We start from the raw sequence: 20277 nt of genomic DNA on the forward strand, positions 1-20277 counted from the left end.
GAGGTCTTTCAAGAAGGTTGTGTAGGAACTTCCATTCTTGTGAAGACCTCGACTTTTTACTGCCCTACGACACGCCCCGAAATCAGCTCAGCGGCAGTGCTGCCCTACACCCTCAATTGCGAAGAGCCTCTTTAGGTAGACTCGCGTTGAGAACAGCTTTTGTTGCCCTCCGCTCACCCCACTCGCATCGAGGTGACCGCAGGGATTACTGATCAGAATGTCGGGGGAACGATGATCACTGAGACTGCAGTCCTACCTGAATCCAGCCATGAACACTGGGATTTAAACTGGGAGGAACGGGGATATCACGTCCTGACCTTCAAGGAGGGCTCGGTCCTCACGGTTCCCATGCTGGCGGAAATCTCCGCAGAGCTCCGCAAGCTGCACACGGCCGATGAGATCAAGGTGATCGCGGTGATCGGTGGACTGTCCGACGTGTGTCCCGATGTTTCCACCGAAGTGGCCAAATCCCGTCCCACGAGCCGTGTGGCGTTGCTGGGGCAAAACCATGTGGATCAGGTGCTCTCGGGATTTATGCTCTCCGATTTACGCGATTCGCCGATTGGCAAGTACGTCACCACCATGGACGAGGCGCTCGCCCATCTTGGGTACTGAGCGCCAAGCGCTGGAGGCGGAACACAGCCGCCGGTAAGCTGCCCTACTTCGAGGCAGAAGCGCTGACCGACGGCGTCGCGGATTCCTGACCCTTTTCCTGCTTCTTGGGCTCCTGTTCCTTGGTGCCTTGCTCCTGAATGAGTTTCTGCACCGTCGCGTTGTCCAGCACGTCCCATGGCGATTCCGCGGCGCCTTCCAGCGCAGCCTGCGGTGACTGGGTTGAATTCCACCACTTGGCCTGCATGACGCGCCCTTCGAACAGCACGCGGTCACCCTTGGTGTAGACCGCGTCGGCAGCCCACTCTGGATAGAGGCCCTTGGGGGCAGTGACCACCGGCGCCGGCTTGTCACCGGGCAGGACCGGACCGACCAATTGCCATGGCGAAGGCTGCCCCTCGGCTGCGGGGGCGTCCGGCGCCGTGCCCTGCGTCCACCACTTGGCCTCGTACACGTTCTTGCGCCACACGGTGCGATCGCCCTCGACGTAGGCGGCGCTCTCATTCCAAATCGGGTACGGGCTGGTGGCCGGGTCATCGGTGATCGCGGTTTCCACCGGGGCCGGTTCCGGGCTTGGTGCAGCTTCCGGGGCCGGTGCCGAATCCGCCCCGTGTCCCAGCCCGTCGGAGAGGAGCTTGGCGAACTGCCGCTCCTCCTGCGTCACGCCGCTGCAGTTGTTGGATACCCGGGTCGGATCCGGGAAGTTGTCCCCGCAGGAGTAGTCGCGGTTGGCGGACCAGAAGGAGACACGCCCCAGGCCTTTTTCCTTGACGAAATCGTTCAGGTCCTTGGCATCCTGCAGGTCGAAGACCTCCCCGAGCAGGTCATTCTGGCCAATCATCGGGGTAACCCCGATTTTGCGCCACAGGCTCTGCTCCCCCAGCTGCTGGCCATGCTCACGGTAGGCGGCAGACAGCTGGCCGCGCGCGCTTTCGGCCGCTTGGATCGAGGCCTGCGCCATGGAGTCCCCCTCCTGGCGGGTCTGCCCGAAGTTCATGGTCATTAGATTGACGCCAGCAAGATCGACGCCGGCGTCCAGCATCCGGTTCACCTCGGCCAGGCCCTCGGGGGCAAGGCCGAACGTGGCGGCGGGAAGGGTCAACCACACCTCGACCTGGATTTGCTGCTGCAGCTGCGCCACCGCCGCTGCCCGTCGCTTCCCGCCCGCAACATTGGTCAGGTCATCGGCTTCGATGTCCAAATCCACGGTGGTGGATTCGTAACGTTCCAACAAAGACTTGTAGGCGGAAGTAATCTTCCCCTCGTCCTGACATGCGCTGGCCAGTTCGTCGTTGAGCAAACCGCCGGTGGAAATCACCACTTCTCCGCCGGAGTCCTTCACCCGCGCCACTTTGCGGTCCAGGTCAAAAGTGTCCGCGGCCTCGTCCATTGAGTAGAAGCCTCCCCAGGAAGGGGCGCACGCTTCATCCGGATCGGCGACGATGAATCCCAGCACGACGCGTTCCCCCTGCGCCACGGTTCCCCCAATGTCATAGAACGGGGTGGACGTGGAGTCCACGTACGCTCCGAACCACTGGTCGCTGCCCGCCGCCGCGGCACGGTCCTTGGCCCGGAACCACAGCGCCAGGGAACCGGCCACCAGCCCGGCAATCACGAGCAGCACGATCAACAGGCGAAACACGGAAAGCCGGCGGCCCTGGAACTGAATTGCCATGGGTTCCCCTTTAGGAATCACAGGAGGTGAAGAGAGATGAAGATGAGGCGCAAAACCGCGGCGCCCCTGGCCAGACCAGCTTCCTGGGTGACCACTGACAGTACACGGCCTTAAGGACATCTTAAGGCTGTAGTTTAGAATTATGCTAATTGGATGCCCCGGGGCATCCCGCTTCTAGGACCGGCTTTTCCCGCAGATTTTTCCGCCCGCGCGGCGGTGCGGCAGCGTCCGGTCATACCGCATCTTCTGGGAGGAAACCTGCATGGGCGCAGGCAAGCACACCACGGCTCAAGCGACCGAAAGCCGGCGACGGCAATGGGGGTCGGAGAAACGCTCCGAGCCCTTGTCCATCGTCCATCCGACCCCTTCCAAGGCGAAGCTGGCATGGGGACGCGTGGCCATTGTGGTGACTGTGCTGTCCTGGGTTGCCTATGTCATCACCACCATCCTGCGCCAGCTGGCGAACAATCCCGGGGCCGGCTTCCGGTTCCAGTTCGAAGCGGTGCTGTATCTGATTGTGGTGACGTTCCTGACCTTCTCTGCCCTGATGTACCTCACGGCACGCCAGGGAGCCCTGAACCGGTTCGCCGCCCACCAGCGGGTTCCGCGCGGAGAGCTGGACCGGCACTTTCGGGAACACACCGAGGGGATTACGGTCCTGGTACCCAGCTATGCCGAGGAACCGGCGGTCGTACGTGCCACGCTCTGGTCCGCGGCCCTGCAGGAATTCCCGCAGCTGCGGGTTGTGCTGCTGATTGACGACAATCCGCACCCCACCGATCCCGCGGTACGAGAGCGCCTGGACGCCACGCGGGCGCTGAGCGGGCAAATCGCCACCGCCTTGGCCGAGCCGGCCGCCCACACCCGCAGGGAATTGCAGGCGTTTCGTTCCGCCCGCGCCCAGGACGCCAGCCCCGAAGCACTGTTGCCGGCGCTGATTGCCACCTACCGTTGGTCCGCCGAGTGGCTGGACTCCATGGCCGCCAATGAGGCCGTTACCGACCATGTCGAGGAGTTCTTCGTTGATTCGGTGCTCATGGGCCTGTCCCGCGAACTGCGCTTGACCTTGCTCGCCCTAGAGGCCGCCGCGGCACAACACTCGGCGCCGGACCTTGAACGCATGGAAGAGCTGCACTTGCGCCTGGTGCGGATCTTCTCCGCACAGATGGACAACTTCGAGCGCAAGCGTTACGCCAGCCTCTCCCAGGAGGCCAACAAGGCCATGAACCTGAACTCGTACATCAGCCTCATGGGCAAGACCTGGCGTGAAGAACAGCGTGGGGACGCGCTGGTGCTGGTGGAGCAGGCGACACCGCAAGCCGAGGCAACGGAGCACTCTTCCGATAACCTGCTGCACGTCCCGGACAGCACCTACCTGCTGACGTTGGATGCCGATTCCCTGCTGCTTCGTGATTACTGCCTGCGCCTGGTGTACTTCCTGGAATCCGAGGAGAACTCGCGCATCGCCGTCACCCAGACTCCGTACTCTTCCTTCCGCGGAGCCCCGACCCGTATTGAACGCATCGCCGGGGCGACCACCGATATCCAGCACATCCTGCATCAGGGCATGACCCAGTACAACGCCACCTTCTGGGTGGGAGCCAACGCGGTCATCCGTAAGCGCGCCCTGCAGGATATTGCCCAGGTCAACACCGTGGGCGGCTATGAGATCTATACGTACATCCAGGACCGCACCGTCATCGAGGACACCGAGTCCAGCATCGACCTGGGAACCCACGGGTGGGGCTTGTCGAACTACCCGGAACGCCTGAGCTACAGCGCCACTCCCCCTGACTTTGGTTCCCTGGTGGTGCAGCGCCGCCGCTGGGCCAATGGTGGATTGCTGATCATGCCCAAGCTCTGGACCCAGGCCCGGGAGCGACGCCGTGAACGGCGTCCCATGGGATTGCGGGAGGTGCTGTTGCGGGTGAACTACATGTCCTCCATCGCGTGGGCCAGCTTCGGCCTGGTCTTCCTCCTGGCCTACCCGTATGACAGCCGCCTGCTCAGCCCCCTGATCTTCGCCGCCGCGATCCCCTACTTCTTGTGCATGGGCAGCGACCTGCGCGACTGCGGTCACCGCTTCGGCGATATTTTCCGCATCTATGGCTTCAACCTGGTGCTGTTGCCGGTAAACCTCGCCGGGGTCCTGAAATCCATCCAGCAGGCATTCACCGGTGAAAAGATCCCATTCGCCCGCACCCCCAAGGTCCGTGACCGTACCGCGGCACCGGCCCTGCACGTGCTGGTCCCCTACCTGATCGTGATCTTCTCACTGTTCACCCTGTGGCGGGATCTGCAGCACCAGAACTGGGGCAACGTGGTGTTCGCGGCGATCAACGCCACCCTGGCCGCCTACGCCATCCGCGCCTATGTCGGAATCAAGAACTCGGTGGCGGACATGGGCCTGGGACTCATTTCCTGGCTTTTTGTCGCACCCAAGCCCAAGGCGCAGCCCGCGCCGGTTCACCCCCAGGCAACACCGGAGACCACGGACTGGGCCACCATCCTGTATCAGGGCGACCGCCGCCTGAACCGGGACCTGCGGGGCTCGGAAGACCGCCGCAAACGCATAGGCATTCGCTAAGTGGGCCTATGAGCCGCCTATCTGCCCTGAACATGCTGAGGAAACTCACTTAGCGCAGCGCCACTAGGCCACTGATGGGAGGACCCGCGCCTCCGGCAGCTGGCCGGAGGTGCGGGTCTCTGCCTCGGCGAGCCCTATGCTTGCAGGGCGGCGGTCTTCAAGGCCGGCAGCACGTGCTGAGTCATGGACGGGCGCTCCTTCGCGGCCTGCTGCGTCCCGCCCTGCAGCACCGCGGCGGCCGACACCGGCGCCGGGGCAAGCACCTGACGGTACTCATCACGCATGCGATTGAGGAACAACTCCAGCGGGAACTTCTCCATGGCCCGTTCGCGGGCCCGGAAACCCATGCGGCGCCGGGCCGGCCCATCGAGCAGCAGCCGGATGATTTCCTTGGCCAGCGCTTCCGGGCTGCGCCGCGGCACCAGCGCACCGGAGAGTCCGTCGTGGCCGGTGATTTCCCTGGTTCCGCCCACATCGGTCGAGATCGTGGCGCGGGCGCAGGCCATCGCCTCCAGCACGCTGGACGGAACTCGTTCTGACACCGAGGACAGCGCCACCAGGTGCCCTGCCTCAGCGGCTTCGCGGGTGTTCGGTTCCTTGTCCTCGAAGCTCACTGCGTTACCCAGCTTCAGTTCCTCCACCAGTGCGGTCAGCTGCTGGTAGTACTCCCGCTTCTGCTTGGGAATCTTTCCAAAGATCCGCAGCTTGGCCTCCGGGATCCGCTGCGTGACGGTGGCAAAGGCGCGGATCATGGTGGCCAGGTCCATGGAGGGGTGAATTGGCCCAACGAAGGAAACGGTGGGCACTTCCGGCTCGGTGGTGATCTCCGGGAAGGCCTCGGCATCCACCCCGTAATGCACGGTGTGCATGCGCTGCTTGTCGGCCCCGAGCTGCCGGGCCCACTTGGCCAAGAATTCATTGACCGGAAGTAGCTTGGCGGCCTCGGCGTAGGCCACCTGGCAGACCACCCGGGACAGCCCCAGCAGTGCGGTGCGCACCGGGTGCGCCAGGCCAAGATCTTCCAGCCCCTGGTAGCGTTCGCGCAGGCATACTCCATGCTCGGTCAGCAGCAACGGGCTGCCGTCGCGCCAGTAGCGGGCCAGGCCAACCAAGACTGCCGGACCGTTCGAGGTCACGTGGCAGATATCCACCTGCGGCCAGGAGACATCCAGCACCGCCAGGAACTGGTTTGCGTAATGCGCCACCTGTTCGGCCTGTGCCGTGGTCAGGTGCGGCAGTTCCGGACGGCTACTGCGGTGGCGGCTCCACGCTTCGGCAACCAGTGCGGCGCTATTGATCCGGTGCAGGGTCGCCGCAAGCTGGTGGCGGGTGCCTCGGGCCAATTCCTTCAGCGCGCTGGTGGCCTGCATGATGTGGGACTGTTCCGAATCCTGTTTCGGCAGGGCGGCGTTCCACAATTCGTTCAGGGCGGTCTTGACCCGGTGCTCTTCAACCTTGCGTCCGGTCAGTCGGGCGCGGGATGGTGGATCCCCTACCGGGATGGTGCTCACGCGCGCCGGGCTCTTGGAGAGGTTCACCGGAATAGATTGGTCCCCGACCAGCTTCACGATCTCAAAGTGGTAATCCGGCAGCCCGTTGACCAGCTGCCCATTCCAGGTGTTCGACGCGCCCACTGCGACCGGGCAGGTATCTTCCCCGATTAATGCCACGCGGATCTTTGCACCGGCCTTTGGCGCAGCAGCGGAGTATTCCTTCTGATTGGTCTGCGCAGTGGTCATGGCGCGACCCACAGCACTGGGCCGGTCAGTGACCCCGTCATCGCCGGACGCAGATTCCGCTCGGGCTGGTGCTCGCCGTTTCGCACCGCGCGGTATTGGGCGCCCCGATTTAAGGCGCTCAAAAGTACAGGATGTATCCCCATGAAATTCCCCAAGAATTTATTTGTAGGAGGAAACCACGATGAACGTTATAGCGATCAGGGTGGTTTCCACGTGCGTTTAGCTTTCCGCCTCCCGGAGCGAACTCCGTCGTGCGGAAATGATCTGTCCACTACGGACAGCCCCCACAATGAATATTAGGCAATGGCTGTGCCGTTCAGATCTCCAATTGCGCAGATTCAGCTTAACTTTTCGATGCAACATAGCCCAAAGCTGAGATAACACGCACGTTGACACGTGCCGACCGGTGAATTGTTGGTCGTTGGTTTGGACGAAATATTGTCAAATCTTGCGTAATCTCTAGGCTCCACGGGCGCGCCGGTAAAGGTTCATTACTTCTCGCGCCGACCACGAGCCCCAGGTTCGAGCACCCGGTCTGCCCGCAAAAGGGCTTATGACGTGCAGGAACTTTGGAGTTTATTTTTGGTTCGGAAGTCGGCTCCTGCTCTCGGTCTGCCCCCGTTTAGGAGTAGGCTCGCAGTTGCGGCAGCTGCATCACGAGCCACGGACTGAAAGCCCAGGGGGTTGCACGCACCGCAACAGCCAATTGGGCAGGGTCCACCCACTGCCAGTCCATGACCTCTTCCGGATTCGGAGACAGTTCGCTGTCGATGCGTGCAGTATGCACGGGGCAGATTTCGTTTTCCACGATGCCCGAGGCGTCGGTCGCCCGGTAGCGGAAGTCGGGCAGCGTCACCGTCAGATCCGCGATCTCGCAGCCCAGCTCGTGGCGGGCATGCCGGCGAATGGCGTCGAATGGGTCCTCTGCAGGTTGCGGGTGACCGCAGAAGGAATTGGTCCATACGCCGGGCCAGGTCAGCTTCGACAGCGCACGCCGGGTGACCAGGATTTGGCCTTCGGAGTTGAACAGGTGGCAGGAAAAAGCCAGATGCAGGGGCGTCTCGGTGGTGTGCACCAATGCCTTGTCTGCCGTGCCAATGCTCTGACCGCTCTCGGAGAGCAGGACTACGTCCATGAACTTTTCCACCATTCTCTTCATCATTGAAAACACCACCATATCCGTCTTGCCGCAGCGGGGCACAGCGGCCGGATCGCATCACGTCCTCTTCCCCATGGCGCGTCCGGCGAGCGCCTTACTGCCAGAACCAAACGAGGTAAATCATCAGCATGCTCAGCAGGAATCCGCACAGATAGTTCAGCCACAGGAACCTTCGCCACGCGGAGCGGGCGGTCGCTGAGTCCTGATCCGCCAGGTTCAGGTAGGGCAGCGCGTTCACCGCATAGGGCACCGCAAGCAGGCCGGCGAGCTTCTCCGGTCCGGGCAGCACCAGCAGCAACAGGCCGGCCAGCACGTACCACCCGACCACCAGCCGGGCGGTCCAGCGCGCCCCGAGCACCGTGGCAATCGATGAGAGCCCGGCCTGCCGGTCCGGCTCAATGTCCTGGATGGCGCCCAGCGCATGGGAGGCCATCCCCCACAGCAGGAATGCGCCGAAGGCCGCCAGGGGTTGGAGGTCCATGGAGGCCTCGGCCAGCACCCAGCCGTAAACGCCCGGGGAGACAAAATGGACGGCGCTGGTCAGTGAATCCAGGAAGGGGCGTTCCTTGAAGCGCAGGTACGGGGCACTGTAGGCCAGCACCGCTGCCATGGATATGCCCAGCACCAGGTTGGCCCGGGCACCGCCGCCAAGTACCAGGGCCAGCAGGAAGGGCAGGGCCGTCAGGGCACACGCCCATAACACGGTGGCGTGCAGGGAACGATCCAACACCGCGCCTTCCACGCCTCCCTTTCGCGGGTTGCGGATGTCGGATTCATAGTCAAAGACGTCATTGATCCCGTACATCACCAGGTTGTAGGGAATCAGGAAGAAGACGGTGCCCACCCACCAGCGCCAGTCGAAGCCGCCTCCGGCCAGCAGGTAGGCGATGGCGAACGGGTAGGCCGTGTTGATCCAGGACAGGGGCCGGGAAGTGGCAACAAGCCCCTTCAGGGTGTGGGCAAGGTTTCGGGTTCTTGGTCGAGTACTTGCCGGTTCCCCCGCCGCCAGTGATCCGGGAGTTGTTCCAGGCCGGGCTGGTATCCCTGACGCTGCGGTGGTCCGTGGTTTGGATGTCATTGTTCAATCCCCCGTCGTGGCGTGTGGACCTGTTTGGCGGTGGGCGCCGTACCGCCGGTGAGCCACCACAGCGCCGGCATGAAGAACACCGCGCTGAGCGGGTACAGGAAGTCTTCTATCGGGGCCCGCCCGATGCGCACCCCGACCAGGGAGTGCTGCCCATAGTCGAAGAGGCCGGCGGCGATCATGACATTGTCAAAGATCGCGGTTAGCACGAACAGCGCCGCCAATGCCACCAGCAGCGCCGGAGCGATCCGCCGCACCGGGATGCGGCGCAGCAGCATGGAGCCGATCAACAACACCAGCGAACCGGCCACGAAGCACAAGCCCATTTGCAAAAAAGTCATGACCGATAATCCCCCGTCGTCACCGGTTCGGGTTGTTTCTTGCGTGCATGGGCCCGCCACCGCAGCCAGCCGTTGACCAGGATCATCACCTGGTAGCACAGGAAGAACAGGAAGAAGATTTCCTCCAGCGGCAGCTGGTCGCCCACCATCACCCCGCTCATCCACTTCGATTCCAGGTGCAGGAAGATCCCCTGGTCAATGGCCAGCACATCCCAGAGCAGGAAGATCGCGGTGCCCACCACCAGGGAGACCAGGGCGGGGCCGGGACGGCAGCAGATAAACAGCTTGAAGCGTGCATCGATCAGCGCCATGCACCCAATGAGGGCCAACAAGATCAGCAGGTAGACCATCAGCCACCCACCTTGTCACCCAGTGCCCCCGTGCCGTGCAGGTGCCGCATGCCCAAGGGGCCCGGGGCGTTGACCCGGTTGACCGCCTTGGCCGCCAGCTCACCGCTGATCAGGCACATGGGGATGCCAATGCCGGGGCGCACCGAGCTGCCGGCGTAGTAGAGCCCGGGCACCTTGGGGTTGCGGTTGGCCGGGCGCAGGAAGGCGCTTTGTCCCAGGGTGTGGGCCAGACCCAACGCCCCGCCGCGCCAGGCGCCCACGGTGGCCTCGAAATCGGCCGGCCCATAGGTTTGGCGCACCACGATGCGTTCGCGCAGCCCCTGGATCCCAGCCCAGCTGGCCAGCTGGTCGATGGCCGCGTCCGTGATCCGCTCCACCATCACCGAGCCTTCGCCGTTAGCTCCCCCGCGGCCCCAGTCCACGCGGGCCGGGGCCGGAATGAGCAGGAACAGGTTCTCGTCCCCTTCCGGCGCCACACCAGGATCCGTGGCGCTGGGCATGCAGGCGTAGATGCTGGTTTCGGTTTGCAGTTGTTCCCCGGTGTGGATGCGGGCGAAGTTCTCATCCCAGTCGCGGGTGAACAGCAGGTTGTGGTGCTCCAGCTGCGGCAGTTTGCCGCGCACTCCCAGGCAGGCGAGCACCGCCCCGGGCCCCGGGTCGGCCTTGCGCCAGTGCCGTTGGGTGCGGCTGCGCAGGCTCGGCGGCAGCAGCTCGCTTTCCAGGTGGTGCAAATCCGCGGCTCCCACCACGGCCTGCGCCCGACTTTGGTGCGTTGCACCCGCACCGTCCACCCACTGCACCGCGCTGACCGCCCCACCGGCTTCCTCGATGTGGATGCCGGTGGCGCGGGCGCCGGTGATGATGGTGACCCCGGCCGTGCGCACCAGCTGCTCCATGGCGTCCACCAGCGCGCTGAACCCGCCCATGGGGTACTGCACCCCCTGGGTAAGGTCCAGGTGGCTCATCAGGTGATAGAGCGCTGGGGTGCGTTGCGGGCTGCTGCCCAGGAACACCGCGGGGTAGCCCAGGATCTGGCGCAGCCGGTGGTCGGTGAACGCCTTGGCGGTGTGGGTTTTCAGGGATCGGGCCAGCAGCGGCAGCAGGGTGCCGCCGCGGCGGAGGATCGGGGTGGCTAGCAGGCTGCTGGCCCGGGCGAAGTCATCATAGAGGAAGTGCTCCAGGGCCAGGTCGTAGCTTTCGCAGGCCTGGCGCAGGTAGGAGGCCAGGCGTTCCCCGGCCCCCGGTTCAAGGCGTTCGAACACGTCGCCGGCCGTGTCCGGGGCCAGGTCCTCTGGTTCATGGTCCTCGAAGAACACCCGGTAGGAGGTTTTCAGGCTGCGCAGATCCAGGGCCTGGGAGGTGCTGCTGCCCATCAGCTCGAACCAGTGCTCGAAGACCTCGGGCATCAGGTACCAGGAGGGTCCGGTATCAAAGCTGAAGCCCTCGCGCTGCAGCCGCCCGGCCCGGCCGCCCAGCTGCTGCCCCTGTTCCAGCAGGGTAACCCGGTGCCCGGTGCGGGCCAGCAGCCCGGCGCTGGCCAGCCCGGCAAAGCCCCCGCCGATCACTGTCACGTCCATTGGCTGCAGATTCATGCGATGCTCCTGATGCGGGTAGGGATGAGGGGACGGGCGGGCAGGAAGGTGCGCGCGGCAATCAGCGCCTTGCGCCCGGCGGGCACCGAGATCCGGCGCTCCAGCAGTTCATTGGCCGGGGTGCGGGCAATGCGGGCGTTCAGTTCGCTGAACAGCCCGTGGGCCATGCGCACCGCCTGGGCGGCCCGGGGCGCCAGGTAGTCAAGGCCTTCGCTGGCCGCGGCCAAGTCCGCGGCGATGTCCTGGACCAGCGCCTGCTTGCGGGGTTCATCGAGTTCGCTGTGCCGGGTTCCGGGCAGGTACTGGCGTCCCAGCTCCTGGCTGTCGGCGGCCAGGTCCCGCAGGAAGTTGACCTTCTGGAAGGCCGCGCCCAGCCGCCGGGCCGCGTTCAGCGCCCGTCCGTCCGGGTCCGGTTTGCTGCCGGGCATGGCCTGGAAGACCTTCAGGCACATCAGGCCAACCACCTCGGCTGAACCGTAGATGTAGTCCTGTAGGGAGAGTGCATCGTGGGTGGGGCGCACCAGGTCCTGGCGCATGGAGGCAAAGAACGGCCGGGTCAGCTCCACCCCGATGCCGTGGCGCCGGGCGCTGCAGGCGAAGGCGTGAACCACCAGGTTCGTGCTGTAGCCGCAGGCCAACGCCGCCTCGGTGTCCTTCTCCAGCTCATCCAGGGTCCGGGCCACCTCGCTGGCCGGCAGCCCGGCCTCCACGGCGACCCCGTCCACCACCTCATCGGCGAGTCGAACCAGCGCATAGATGTTGGCAATGTGTTCCCGGCTCTGCCGGTCCAGCAGCCGACAGGCCAGGGAGAAGGAGGTGGAGTACTGCCCAATCACGGTTTGGGCGCTGCGTGAGGCGGTGCGGGTGTACAGCTGCAGTGCGCTGGGTTGGAGGGGCATTACAGACTCCGTTCCAGGATCAGGGACGGGTAGGCGCGCAACTCGTCCTGGATAGTTTCGGGCAGCGCGGCGAAGTGGGTGGAGGCCAGGGCACCGGAGCACAAGTCCGCGGCCAGGCGGCGGGCCACCTGTTCCGCCCCGCTTGCCCGCAGCGCCCGGCGGACCTCTTCAATGCCGCTGTTCCCCTGCCGGTATTCGGCCAGGGCGCGGCCAAAGCCGGCGTCTTCGCTGGCCAGGGCGGTCAACACGGTGCTCTTGCCCTCGCGCAGGTCGGATTCCACGGATTTTCCGGTGGCCCGCGGGTCCCCGAAGCAGCCGAGGATGTCGTCAATGACCTGGTAGGCCACCCCGAAGCGGCAACCGATTTCCCCGAGCCCGGCGGCCTCCTGCTGGCTGGCCCCGGCCAGCAGCGCCCCGCACTGCAGGGGCAGCTGGAAGGAGTATCCGGCGGTTTTCAGTTCCTCCATGCGCAGCACCTGGACGGTGTCGGCCGGGATCATGTGCATCGAGTAGAGCAGGTCCTCCAGTTCCCCTGCCCCGGCCTGGGCGATGCCCAGTTCGAAGGCCTCCTCCACCGCCGCGGCCGCCGGCAGTCCGGCGGTCGCGTGGGTGGTTTGGCGGATCGCGGCGGTCAGCAGCAGGTCCCCGGCAATGATGGCCGCCGAGCCTCCCACATGCTGTGCCTGCGGGCCCGGCAGTCCACGGGCGGCGGCCTGGTCGCGGTAGTGGGCGCTGAGGGTGGGTTGGCCGCGGCGGATGAAGTCCCGGTCAATCACGTCATCGTGGATCAGCAGCGCCGTGTGCAGCAGTTCGAAGGCGCACCCCAGGCTCACGCTGCGCTGCCGGTCGGTTCCCCCGAACGCCCGGTAGCCCAGGTCCACCAGCTTGGGGCGGGTGCGCTTGCCGCCGTGCAGGCTGCGGGCAATGTGGTCCCACAGCTGGGCGCCGGCGCTGGAGTAACTGGCGGCGCGGTGCCGCTGGCGGGCCACCACCCGGTCCAGCTCCGCACTGATCTGGGTGTCCAGTGCGCTGTCGTCAGGGCCGCTCGGTGCACTGCGGGTACCGGCGCGGTGGGGATGCGTGGTGGTCATGGCTCATCTCTTTGCTGCTGGTAGGTGGGTGTGGGTAGGGAGTTCAGTGCCGCACGCATGCGTTCGCTGACCTGCAGCAGACCCTGCACCAGTTCGTCGCTCACTGGTGGGGGCAGCTGTTCAATGACGGTGCGGGCTTCGCCCATCAGTTGGCGGGTCAAGTAGAACGCCTGGTCGATGACCGCGTCGTTGACGTGGATGGCGTTGCGGCGGCGGTCGCGTGGATGGACGGTGAGGGTGATGTAGCCGTGTGCGGCCAGCCGGTCCTGCACCGCGGTGGCCGCTGCGCTGCTGATGCCCAGCCTGCGGGCCAGGTCGCCGGGACCGGATCCGGGGTGCTCGCTGAGGATCTTCAGGCCGCGGAAGTCGGTGAAGTTCAGCCCCAGACGTTCCCGGGCCAGGGCGTCAGCCGCGTCGCAGTGCTCCACCAGCTCGTGGAAGATGCGCAGCGCGTCCGTGGCCGCATTACCTGAAAGTTCCATGAGTGAGTCTCTCAGTATGTTGATTGTTAGCTAAGTTAGCTACATCATGGAGGAGATGGGTTCGGTTGTCCAGTCCACATCCCAAATTGACGGGAATCAACAAGGAGGTAGAATCATGCGGAAACACTCAGTGGGAATTGCGGTTCCCATCGCCACCGCCTTTGCGATGGCGGTCGCGATCTTCGGGGCGTTCGCCGGCAGCGGCGCCCTGGGCGGCACGCCCATCCAACACGCCTCCGACGGCTGGCTGGACACCGATTCGACCCTGCTGGCCCCGGCAGGGCCGGCTTTCGGGATCTGGAGCCTTGTCTACGTGGGCCTGGTGGTCTATGCCGTTTGGCAATTCTTCCCGGCCGCCCGCGCTTCCCGGCTGCAGTACCGGGCCCGGGCCTGGATCAGCGCCTCGGCCCTGCTGAACGCGTTGTGGATCGGCGTGGTGCAGTTCGGCTGGCTGCCGGTGAGCCTGGTGGTGATCGTGGTGTTGCTGCTGGTGCTGATCCGGATCCTTTTGCTGCTCATCACCACACCGCCCGAGAGCACCGCCGAACGCTGGATCCTCTGGGTTCTCTTCGGCGTCTACCTGGGCTGGGTCAGCGTGGCCACCGTCGCGAACACCGCGGCCCTGCTCGGCTCCTGGGGCGTGGGTGAAGGGGCCGACTGGCCGGTGCCGGTGGCCATCGCCCTGCTGGCGGTCGCGGCCGTCATTGCCCTGGGCACCACCTGGTACAGCGGCGGTCACCTGGGAATGCCTTTGGCCATGGCCTGGGGCGTGGGCTGGATCGGGGTCAGCCGGCTGGAGCCGGGCAACTACAGCCAGCCGGTGGCCATCGCCGCCTACACCGCCTGCGGAATCATTTTGATTGGTTCCGTGGTGCTGGCCTGGGTGCTGCGCCGCCACCGCGACCGCCTGCCGATCCCAGCCCGTGCGCACGGGGCCGAGTCATGAGCCGCATCGCGGTGACCGGGGCCAGCGGCTACCTGGGCGGGCGGCTGGTGCCGCTGCTGCTGGAGCGCGGGCATCAGGTCAAGGTGCTCACCCGGCATCCCGAATCATTGCGGGATGTGCCCTGGCGTTCACAGGTGCAGGTGGTGCAGGGGGATCTGACCGACCCGCAGGCCGCCGCCGAACTGTGCGCCGGAACCGACACCTGCTACTACCTGGTGCATTCCATGGCCGCCACCTCCAACTTCGCCGAGGTGGAGCAGCGCTGCGCCCAGGTGATGGCCCGGGCGGCCCGGGACGCTGGCGTGGGCCAGCTGGTCTACCTGTCGGGGCTGCACCCGGACGGGGAGCTGAGCCGGCATTTATCCTCCCGGGTCAACGTGGGGCGCATCCTGGAATCCAGTGGCGTGCCCACCCTGACCCTGCAGGCCGGGCTGGTGATCGGTTCGGGTTCGGCCAGCTTTGAAATGGTGCGGCACCTGACCGATGTGCTGCCGGTGATGCCGGCCCCGCGCTGGGTGCGCAACATGGTGCAGCCGATCGCGGTGCGCGATGCGCTGCACTACCTCTCCCGGGCCGCGGAACTGCCCGAACCGGCGGGAGGACGCTATGACATTGGCGGGCCCCAGGCGCACAGCTACGCCGAGCTGATGCAGCTCTATGCCCAGGCAGCCGGGATCCGCCGCCCGAAGATCATTGCCCTGCCGGTGCTCACCCCCTGGCTGGCCGCCCAGTGGGTGAACCTGGTGACCCCGATCCCGCGCAGCCTGGCCATACCGCTGGTCGAATCCCTGCAGCACGACTGCGTGGTGCGCTCCCGAGCAATTGATGAATTGATCCCTCCCCCGTCCGAGGGGCTGACCAGCTACCCGCAGGCCGTGCACCTGGCGCTGGACAAGATCAAGGCGGACGCGGTGGAAACCAGTTGGGCCGGCGCCCACCCGGTCTCCGCCCCGGGTGAATCCCTGCCCTCGGACCCGCAGTGGGCCGGACGGCGGGTGTACGTGGACCGGCGGGAACGGGAAACCACCGCCACCCCACGCCAGCTGTTCACGGTGATCTCCAGCCTCGGCGGGGAGAACGGCTACTACTCGTTGCCGTTGGCGTGGAAGCTGCGCGGGGTCATGGACAAGCTGGTTGGCGGGGTGGGCCTGAACCGCGGCCGGCGCAGCCGCAGCCGCCTGGCCCTGGGAGACGTGGTGGACTGGTGGCGGGTGGAGGCGCTGGATGAGCAGCGGATGCTGCGCCTGCGCGCCGAGATGAAGGTTCCGGGGCGGGCCTGGCTGGAGTTCAGCTTCGAACCGCGCGGGGATCATCTGCTCTACGTGCAGCGTGCGATCTTCTTCCCCCGCTCCCTGGCCGGGCGCCTGTACTGGTGGTCACTGGTGCCCTTCCACGGCATCATCTTCACCTCCATGGCCCGCAGCATCACCCGGGACGCCGAACGCCTGCCCATCGAGCAGAGCGCGTCTCCCGCAGCGGCCGCACCCGCCGATCCGCCGCGCAGCTAACCGCAAGGCGGCCGGACAGGCCCGGGAGTACGCGGCTACTCCCGGGCCTGTCTCATGTCCGCGTAGGCCTGCAGCGCCCGGGCACGGGTTTCCTTCAGGTCCACCAACGGCTCGTGCGCGAGCGGCGCGAACTGAGCGGCGTAGCTGCCCTGCGGGTCAAATTTCTTGGCCTGCAGCTCGGGGTTGAAGACCCGGAAGAAGGGGGACGCGTCGGTGCCGCTGCCGGCCACCCACTGCCAGTTGACCGCGTTGCTGGCCGGGTCCGCATCCACCAGGGTGTCCCAGAACCATTCCTCGCCCGCCCGCCAGTGGATCTGCAGGTTCTTGACCAGGAAGCTGGCCACCACCATGCGCACCCTGTTGTGCATCCACCCGGTCTGCCACAACTGCCGCATGCCGGCATCCACCAGCCGGTAGCCGGTTTCGCCGCGGGTCCAGGCCCGCCACTCGGCCATGGTCTGTTCCTGCTCATTGGGCCACGCCCACCCCATGGCATCGTATTCGCGCCGGAAGTTTTCCGTTGACAGCCGCGGATAGTGGTAGAGCAGGTGCCAGCAGAAGTCGCGCCATGCCAGCTGGCGCAGCATGGCCGCGGCTCCGGCGTGCGCCCCGGCGTCCTCCAGCAGCGGCTGCAGCGCGGAGAACAGTTGTTGGGCGCTAAGGTGGCCCCAGCGCAGGAAGGGCGAGAGCTTTGAGGTGCCGTCCACATCCGGCCGGTCATGGCCATCCTCGTAGTCCGCGGCAATCTGGCTGATGACATAGTCCAGGCGTTCCCGGGCCGAGCGCTCCCCCGGCTGCCATGCCGCGGCCAGCTTCCCGCCCCAATCGGGGTGGGTGGGCAACAGGTCCAGTTCGGCAACCGGGCAATCTTCCAGCCCGGAGGGCGGGGTGATCGGTGCCTGGGCGCCGGGGGCCGGTAACGGAACACGCAGCTGCGCTTCCTGGATGCGCCGGTAGAAGGCGGCAAAGACCTGATAGGCGCCGCCCTGGTTGTTCAGGATGTGCCAGGGTTCGGCCAGCAGCCAGGCGGCGTGGCTGGTGGCTTCAATCCCCTGCTCACCCAGCCATGACTTGATGCGGGTATCCAGCTCCCTTTCGGCCAGGGCGTAGCGGCGGTTCCAGTGCACCTGGTTCACCGCCAACCGGGAGGCCAGGTGCTCGAAGACGCGCGAGGGCTCGCCCCGGAACACCAGCAGCGGCACTCCCAGCGCTTCGAGGGATGCGTGCAGATCCAGCAGCGCGTGGTGCAGCCACCATTTGGCGGCCCCGCCCAGGGGGCGGATCCCCGAGGTTTGTTCATCCAGGATGTAGATGCCCACGGTGGGGACCTGGCCCATGGCGGCGCTGAGCGCCGGATGGTCTTCGGTGCGCAGATCATCGCGGAACCACACCAGGTTCACGGCCTGAACCGCGGCCAAATCCTGCGGTGTGTTTGGTTCCTGCCGATCGTTCATGGACGCACCCTTTCGGTGGTGATGGCTTCGAGCGAGCGGCGGGCCGGGTTACGGCTGCCCGTTGGCTGCGACGTCGGAGTCCGGCGGGGTAATGCTGGACTCAAGGTCATCGGCGGTGCCGCCAAGGAAGCGGATGACGACTTCACGCTCCTCGGGTGTCAGGCGCCGGGCGGCTTCGAAACGGGCGGCGTGGTGGCGGCCCACCTGCTCGCGGGCGGCCACATGGGTTTCCGGCGTGACCTCCACGGCTTGGGAGCGGCGGTCGGTGGGATGGGCCTGGCGGGTAATGTGCCCACCGGCCTCCAGGCGGTCCAGCATCTTGGTGACCGAGGCGGTGCTGATGCCCAGGTGCTTGGCCAGCTGCCCGGGGGTAACCACTTCCTCGCGATGCCTGGCGGCAATCAGCATTCGGATGGCCCGCATGTCGGTCTCGTTGAGCTTCATGTACTGCTGGGAGGCCCGGGAAATCTTGCGCTCCACCGCGCGCAGCCGGCCCATCTGCGCCATGATGGCGTCAATCTGGGCCAGGTCCTGCTCTTGGAGGTCACCGCGCTGGATCAGCTGGCTCTGGGGGTCGCTGGCAGCGAGGCTGAAGATCGTTGGAAGCTTCTCTCGGTCCATGTTCCGTCCGTTCCACCTGCGTGCAGTTTCTCTGCCGCGCCTTCATCATAAATCCCCGGCTCCACTGGCGTACTGGGTGCCGCCTGAGGGTTCGAGAAAAGCAAAAAACCTCCCGCGTCGGGGAGGTTTCGGCTGGTGCGAGTGGAGAGACTTGAACTCTCACGTCCGAAGACACTGGAACCTAAATCCAGCGCGTCTACCAATTCCGCCACACTCGCTCGCGCTACACCTTGAACTGAACAGGCCAAAGTGACCTCACTCAGTGTAGCGGATCGGAATACCGATTCGAAATCGACTCCGGGGCCTTATTTGGGGTCGATTCCCAGGTCGCGGCGCAGCTTCGCCACGTGCCCGGTGGCCCGCACGTTGTACTGTGCCAGCTGCACCTTTCCGTCTTCGTCCACGACGATGGTGGAGCGGATCAAACCCTCGTACACCTTGCCGTAGTTCTTCTTTTCACCCCATGCGCCGTAGGCCTCGGCCACCTGGTGGTCCTCATCGGAAAGCAGCGGGAAGTTCAGCTCTTCCCTGGAGGTGAACTTCTCCAGCTTGGCCGGGGCGTCCGGGGAAATGCCGATGACCACATAGCCCAAGGACTTCAGGGATTCCAGGGAATCGCGGAAGTCGCAGGCCTGCTTGGTGCAGCCCGGAGTGGAGGCGGCCGGGTAGAAGTAGACGATGGTCTTCTTGCCGCTGAAGTCCTGGAGGGAAACGGCGTTGCCCTTGGCATCGTTCAGGGTAAAGGCCGGGGCGGTGTCCCCTACGGAAAGTCGTTTCGCTGCGGTATCGGTGCTCATGCGTAGTTCCCCTCATCGTGCTTGCGGTATACAAAAAATCCGACCTGAGAAATCAGATCGGATCACTGTGCACCCCCCGGGACTCGAACCCGGAACCTGCTGATTAAGAGTCAGATGCTCTACCATTGAGCTAGAGGTGCTTACCGCCGCTGACTACTTCGTTTCCGCACTCGTCCTTGCGACGCATACAATCATACGCAGAAACACAGGGAAAACAAAAATCCGCAAAAAGCGTCCCGGCTCCTTCAAAAACCCTAGTCAAACTGCTTTTCTCGAACAGACGAGTTGAGTAGCGGACGAATTTCCGTCAATGCAATAGATCACATCAACCTCGCCGCCATCGGTTGCGCAGCTTCGCACTGCGCCCTGTTGTCTCCTGCCCGGCAGGAGTATTCCCTAGGCACACCTTCGGGTTATTCCGCGATGGGGCAACAACACCGGTTTTAGCGCCTGTCATAGGGGACGGTCATGGACTGCGAAATCGATGGCATCACGCTGCACTACTCCGATACGGGCAACGGACCGACCCTGGTTGCACTGCATGGGGCCGGAGTGGACCACCATGAGCTGTACAGCGCGCTGGGGGATCTTGTTCCGGAGGATCACTATCGGCTCATCATCCCGGACCTGCCGGGGATGGGCCGCTCCGGCAGCGGCACGCTGGCCAGCAATGACGAGGTGGTTGACCTGCTGGCCAACTTCATCCGCCAGGTGGCGGGCGCTCCCACCCTTTTGCTCGGGCACTCCTATGGGGCGTACCTCGCTCGGGGCCTGGCCGGCAGGTATCCCGAACTGATTGGCGGCATGGCGCTGTTCGCCCCGATTGGCGAGAGCACCAGCCAGGCTCCGCCCCAGCAGGTCCTGTTCCGGGAGCCGGGAACCGAAGAGGAATTGTCGGCCGAAGAGCGCCAGGGGTTCGCCGATTATTTTGTGGTGCAGACCCGGGATTCCGCCCGACGGTACCGTGAAGACATCCGGCCCGGGACGCTATCGGTGGACGAGGAGGCGCTGGGACGGATCTTCTCCCGCTGGAGCGTGGATGTGGGAAGCAGAACCTACGACGACGGGCCGAGCCTGGTGGTGGCCGCCCGGCACGATTCGGTCGTGGGGTACGTGGATGCCCTGGAATTGCCGAAGCACTACCCGCACGCCACCTTGTGCGTGATCGAGAATGCGGGGCACGCGCTGATTCATGAGCAGCCCGCGCTGATCCGGGGCCTGCTCAGCGATTGGCTCGAGCGCTGCGCGCTCGCGACTGCGGCGGCCCACAGCCCGGAGCCATGACCAGCCAGCTGTGAATACTCTTCCCGGGTACGTGAAAGGCTCCGTTTCCAACCGGT

General features: G+C 65.2%; 18 protein-coding genes and 2 tRNA genes. 5 read left to right on the forward strand and 15 right to left on the reverse strand.

Annotated features, from left to right (window positions below; translation table 11 throughout):
* The first annotated feature begins 231 nt into the window (after positions 1-231).
* Positions 232-615, forward strand: coding sequence for a hypothetical protein (locus tag FDN03_RS14885; protein WP_138178393.1), 384 nt, complete (start codon positions 232-234; stop codon positions 613-615).
* Between the two features lie 43 nt (positions 616-658).
* On the opposite strand, the gene FDN03_RS14890 is transcribed toward FDN03_RS14885, so the two are convergent.
* A complete protein-coding gene (locus FDN03_RS14890) occupies positions 659-2287 on the reverse strand; it encodes a carbohydrate-binding protein (protein ID WP_138178394.1) in 1629 nt (542 codons plus the stop codon).
* 262 nt (positions 2288-2549) lie between these two features.
* Between FDN03_RS14890 and FDN03_RS14895 the strand changes: the two genes are divergently transcribed.
* Positions 2550-4874 carry a glycosyltransferase family 2 protein gene (locus FDN03_RS14895; RefSeq protein WP_138178395.1) on the forward strand — a complete coding sequence of 775 codons (2325 nt, stop codon included), beginning with the start codon at positions 2550-2552 and terminating at the stop codon, positions 4872-4874.
* A gap of 134 nt (positions 4875-5008) precedes the next feature.
* Here the strand turns inward: FDN03_RS14895 and pelF are convergent, their stop codons facing one another.
* The 9 genes from pelF to FDN03_RS14940 all read right to left on the reverse strand — a co-directional run bounded on the left by pelF (position 5009) and on the right by FDN03_RS14940 (position 13611).
* A complete protein-coding gene (gene pelF, locus FDN03_RS14900; RefSeq protein WP_138178396.1) occupies positions 5009-6613 on the reverse strand; it encodes a GT4 family glycosyltransferase PelF in 1605 nt (534 codons plus the stop codon).
* Between the two features lie 622 nt (positions 6614-7235).
* Positions 7236-7763 (reverse strand): isopentenyl-diphosphate Delta-isomerase, encoded by a 528-nt coding sequence (gene idi / locus FDN03_RS14905; protein ID WP_249354618.1) that lies wholly within the window; start codon positions 7761-7763, stop codon positions 7236-7238.
* Between the two features lie 103 nt (positions 7764-7866).
* Complete coding sequence (locus FDN03_RS14910; protein WP_138178397.1) at positions 7867-8850, reverse strand: prenyltransferase; 984 nt, start codon at positions 8848-8850, stop codon at positions 7867-7869.
* Complete coding sequence (locus tag FDN03_RS14915) at positions 8847-9197, reverse strand: lycopene cyclase domain-containing protein (protein ID WP_054821331.1); 351 nt, start codon at positions 9195-9197, stop codon at positions 8847-8849. The genes FDN03_RS14910 and FDN03_RS14915 overlap by 4 nt, the downstream gene beginning before the upstream one ends.
* The gene (locus FDN03_RS14920) at positions 9194-9547 is read right to left on the reverse strand and encodes a lycopene cyclase domain-containing protein (RefSeq protein ID WP_138178398.1); all 354 of its coding nucleotides are present in this window, start codon (positions 9545-9547) and stop codon (positions 9194-9196) included. The genes FDN03_RS14915 and FDN03_RS14920 overlap by 4 nt, the downstream gene beginning before the upstream one ends.
* The gene (crtI, locus tag FDN03_RS14925; protein WP_138178399.1) at positions 9547-11139 is read right to left on the reverse strand and encodes a phytoene desaturase family protein; all 1593 of its coding nucleotides are present in this window, start codon (positions 11137-11139) and stop codon (positions 9547-9549) included. The genes FDN03_RS14920 and crtI overlap by 1 nt, the downstream gene beginning before the upstream one ends.
* Positions 11136-12038, reverse strand: a complete 903-nt coding sequence (locus FDN03_RS14930) for a phytoene/squalene synthase family protein (RefSeq protein ID WP_138178400.1) — start codon at positions 12036-12038, stop codon at positions 11136-11138. The genes crtI and FDN03_RS14930 overlap by 4 nt, the downstream gene beginning before the upstream one ends.
* Positions 12038-13129 carry a polyprenyl synthetase family protein gene (locus tag FDN03_RS14935; protein WP_138178401.1) on the reverse strand — a complete coding sequence of 364 codons (1092 nt, stop codon included), beginning with the start codon at positions 13127-13129 and terminating at the stop codon, positions 12038-12040. The genes FDN03_RS14930 and FDN03_RS14935 overlap by 1 nt, the downstream gene beginning before the upstream one ends.
* Positions 13126-13611: a MarR family transcriptional regulator gene (locus FDN03_RS14940; RefSeq protein WP_138178402.1), complete on the reverse strand. Its 486-nt coding sequence runs from the start codon at positions 13609-13611 to the stop codon at positions 13126-13128. The genes FDN03_RS14935 and FDN03_RS14940 overlap by 4 nt, the downstream gene beginning before the upstream one ends.
* 115 nt (positions 13612-13726) lie before the next feature.
* Here FDN03_RS14940 and FDN03_RS14945 point away from each other — a divergent pair, with 115 nt between their 5' ends.
* A complete protein-coding gene (locus FDN03_RS14945; protein ID WP_138178403.1) occupies positions 13727-14557 on the forward strand; it encodes a tryptophan-rich sensory protein in 831 nt (276 codons plus the stop codon).
* Positions 14554-16065, forward strand: a complete 1512-nt coding sequence (locus FDN03_RS14950) for an SDR family oxidoreductase (RefSeq protein ID WP_138178404.1) — start codon at positions 14554-14556, stop codon at positions 16063-16065. The genes FDN03_RS14945 and FDN03_RS14950 overlap by 4 nt, the downstream gene beginning before the upstream one ends.
* 35 nt (positions 16066-16100) lie before the next feature.
* On the opposite strand, the gene FDN03_RS14955 is transcribed toward FDN03_RS14950, so the two are convergent.
* The 5 genes from FDN03_RS14955 to FDN03_RS14975 all read right to left on the reverse strand — a co-directional run bounded on the left by FDN03_RS14955 (position 16101) and on the right by FDN03_RS14975 (position 19077).
* Entirely contained in the window at positions 16101-17519 is a 1419-nt protein-coding gene (locus FDN03_RS14955; protein WP_138178405.1) for a deoxyribodipyrimidine photo-lyase, read from the reverse strand.
* 48 nt (positions 17520-17567) lie between these two features.
* The gene (locus FDN03_RS14960) at positions 17568-18140 is read right to left on the reverse strand and encodes a MarR family transcriptional regulator (protein ID WP_138178406.1); all 573 of its coding nucleotides are present in this window, start codon (positions 18138-18140) and stop codon (positions 17568-17570) included.
* 133 nt (positions 18141-18273) lie between these two features.
* Positions 18274-18358, reverse strand: a tRNA-Leu gene (locus FDN03_RS14965).
* Between the two features lie 87 nt (positions 18359-18445).
* Positions 18446-18937, reverse strand: a complete 492-nt coding sequence (gene bcp, locus FDN03_RS14970; protein WP_138178407.1) for a thioredoxin-dependent thiol peroxidase — start codon at positions 18935-18937, stop codon at positions 18446-18448.
* A 68-nt stretch (positions 18938-19005) separates the two neighbouring features.
* Positions 19006-19077: transfer RNA gene (locus FDN03_RS14975), tRNA-Lys, on the reverse strand.
* 328 nt (positions 19078-19405) lie between these two features.
* On the opposite strand from FDN03_RS14975, the gene FDN03_RS14980 reads away from it, so the two are divergent.
* Positions 19406-20221, forward strand: a complete 816-nt coding sequence (locus FDN03_RS14980; protein ID WP_138178408.1) for an alpha/beta hydrolase — start codon at positions 19406-19408, stop codon at positions 20219-20221.
* Positions 20222-20277 lie beyond the last annotated feature (56 nt).

It is taken from the genome of Glutamicibacter sp. V16R2B1 (genome assembly GCF_005774635.1).
GTDB classification, from domain to species: domain Bacteria; phylum Actinomycetota; class Actinomycetes; order Actinomycetales; family Micrococcaceae; genus Glutamicibacter; species Glutamicibacter creatinolyticus.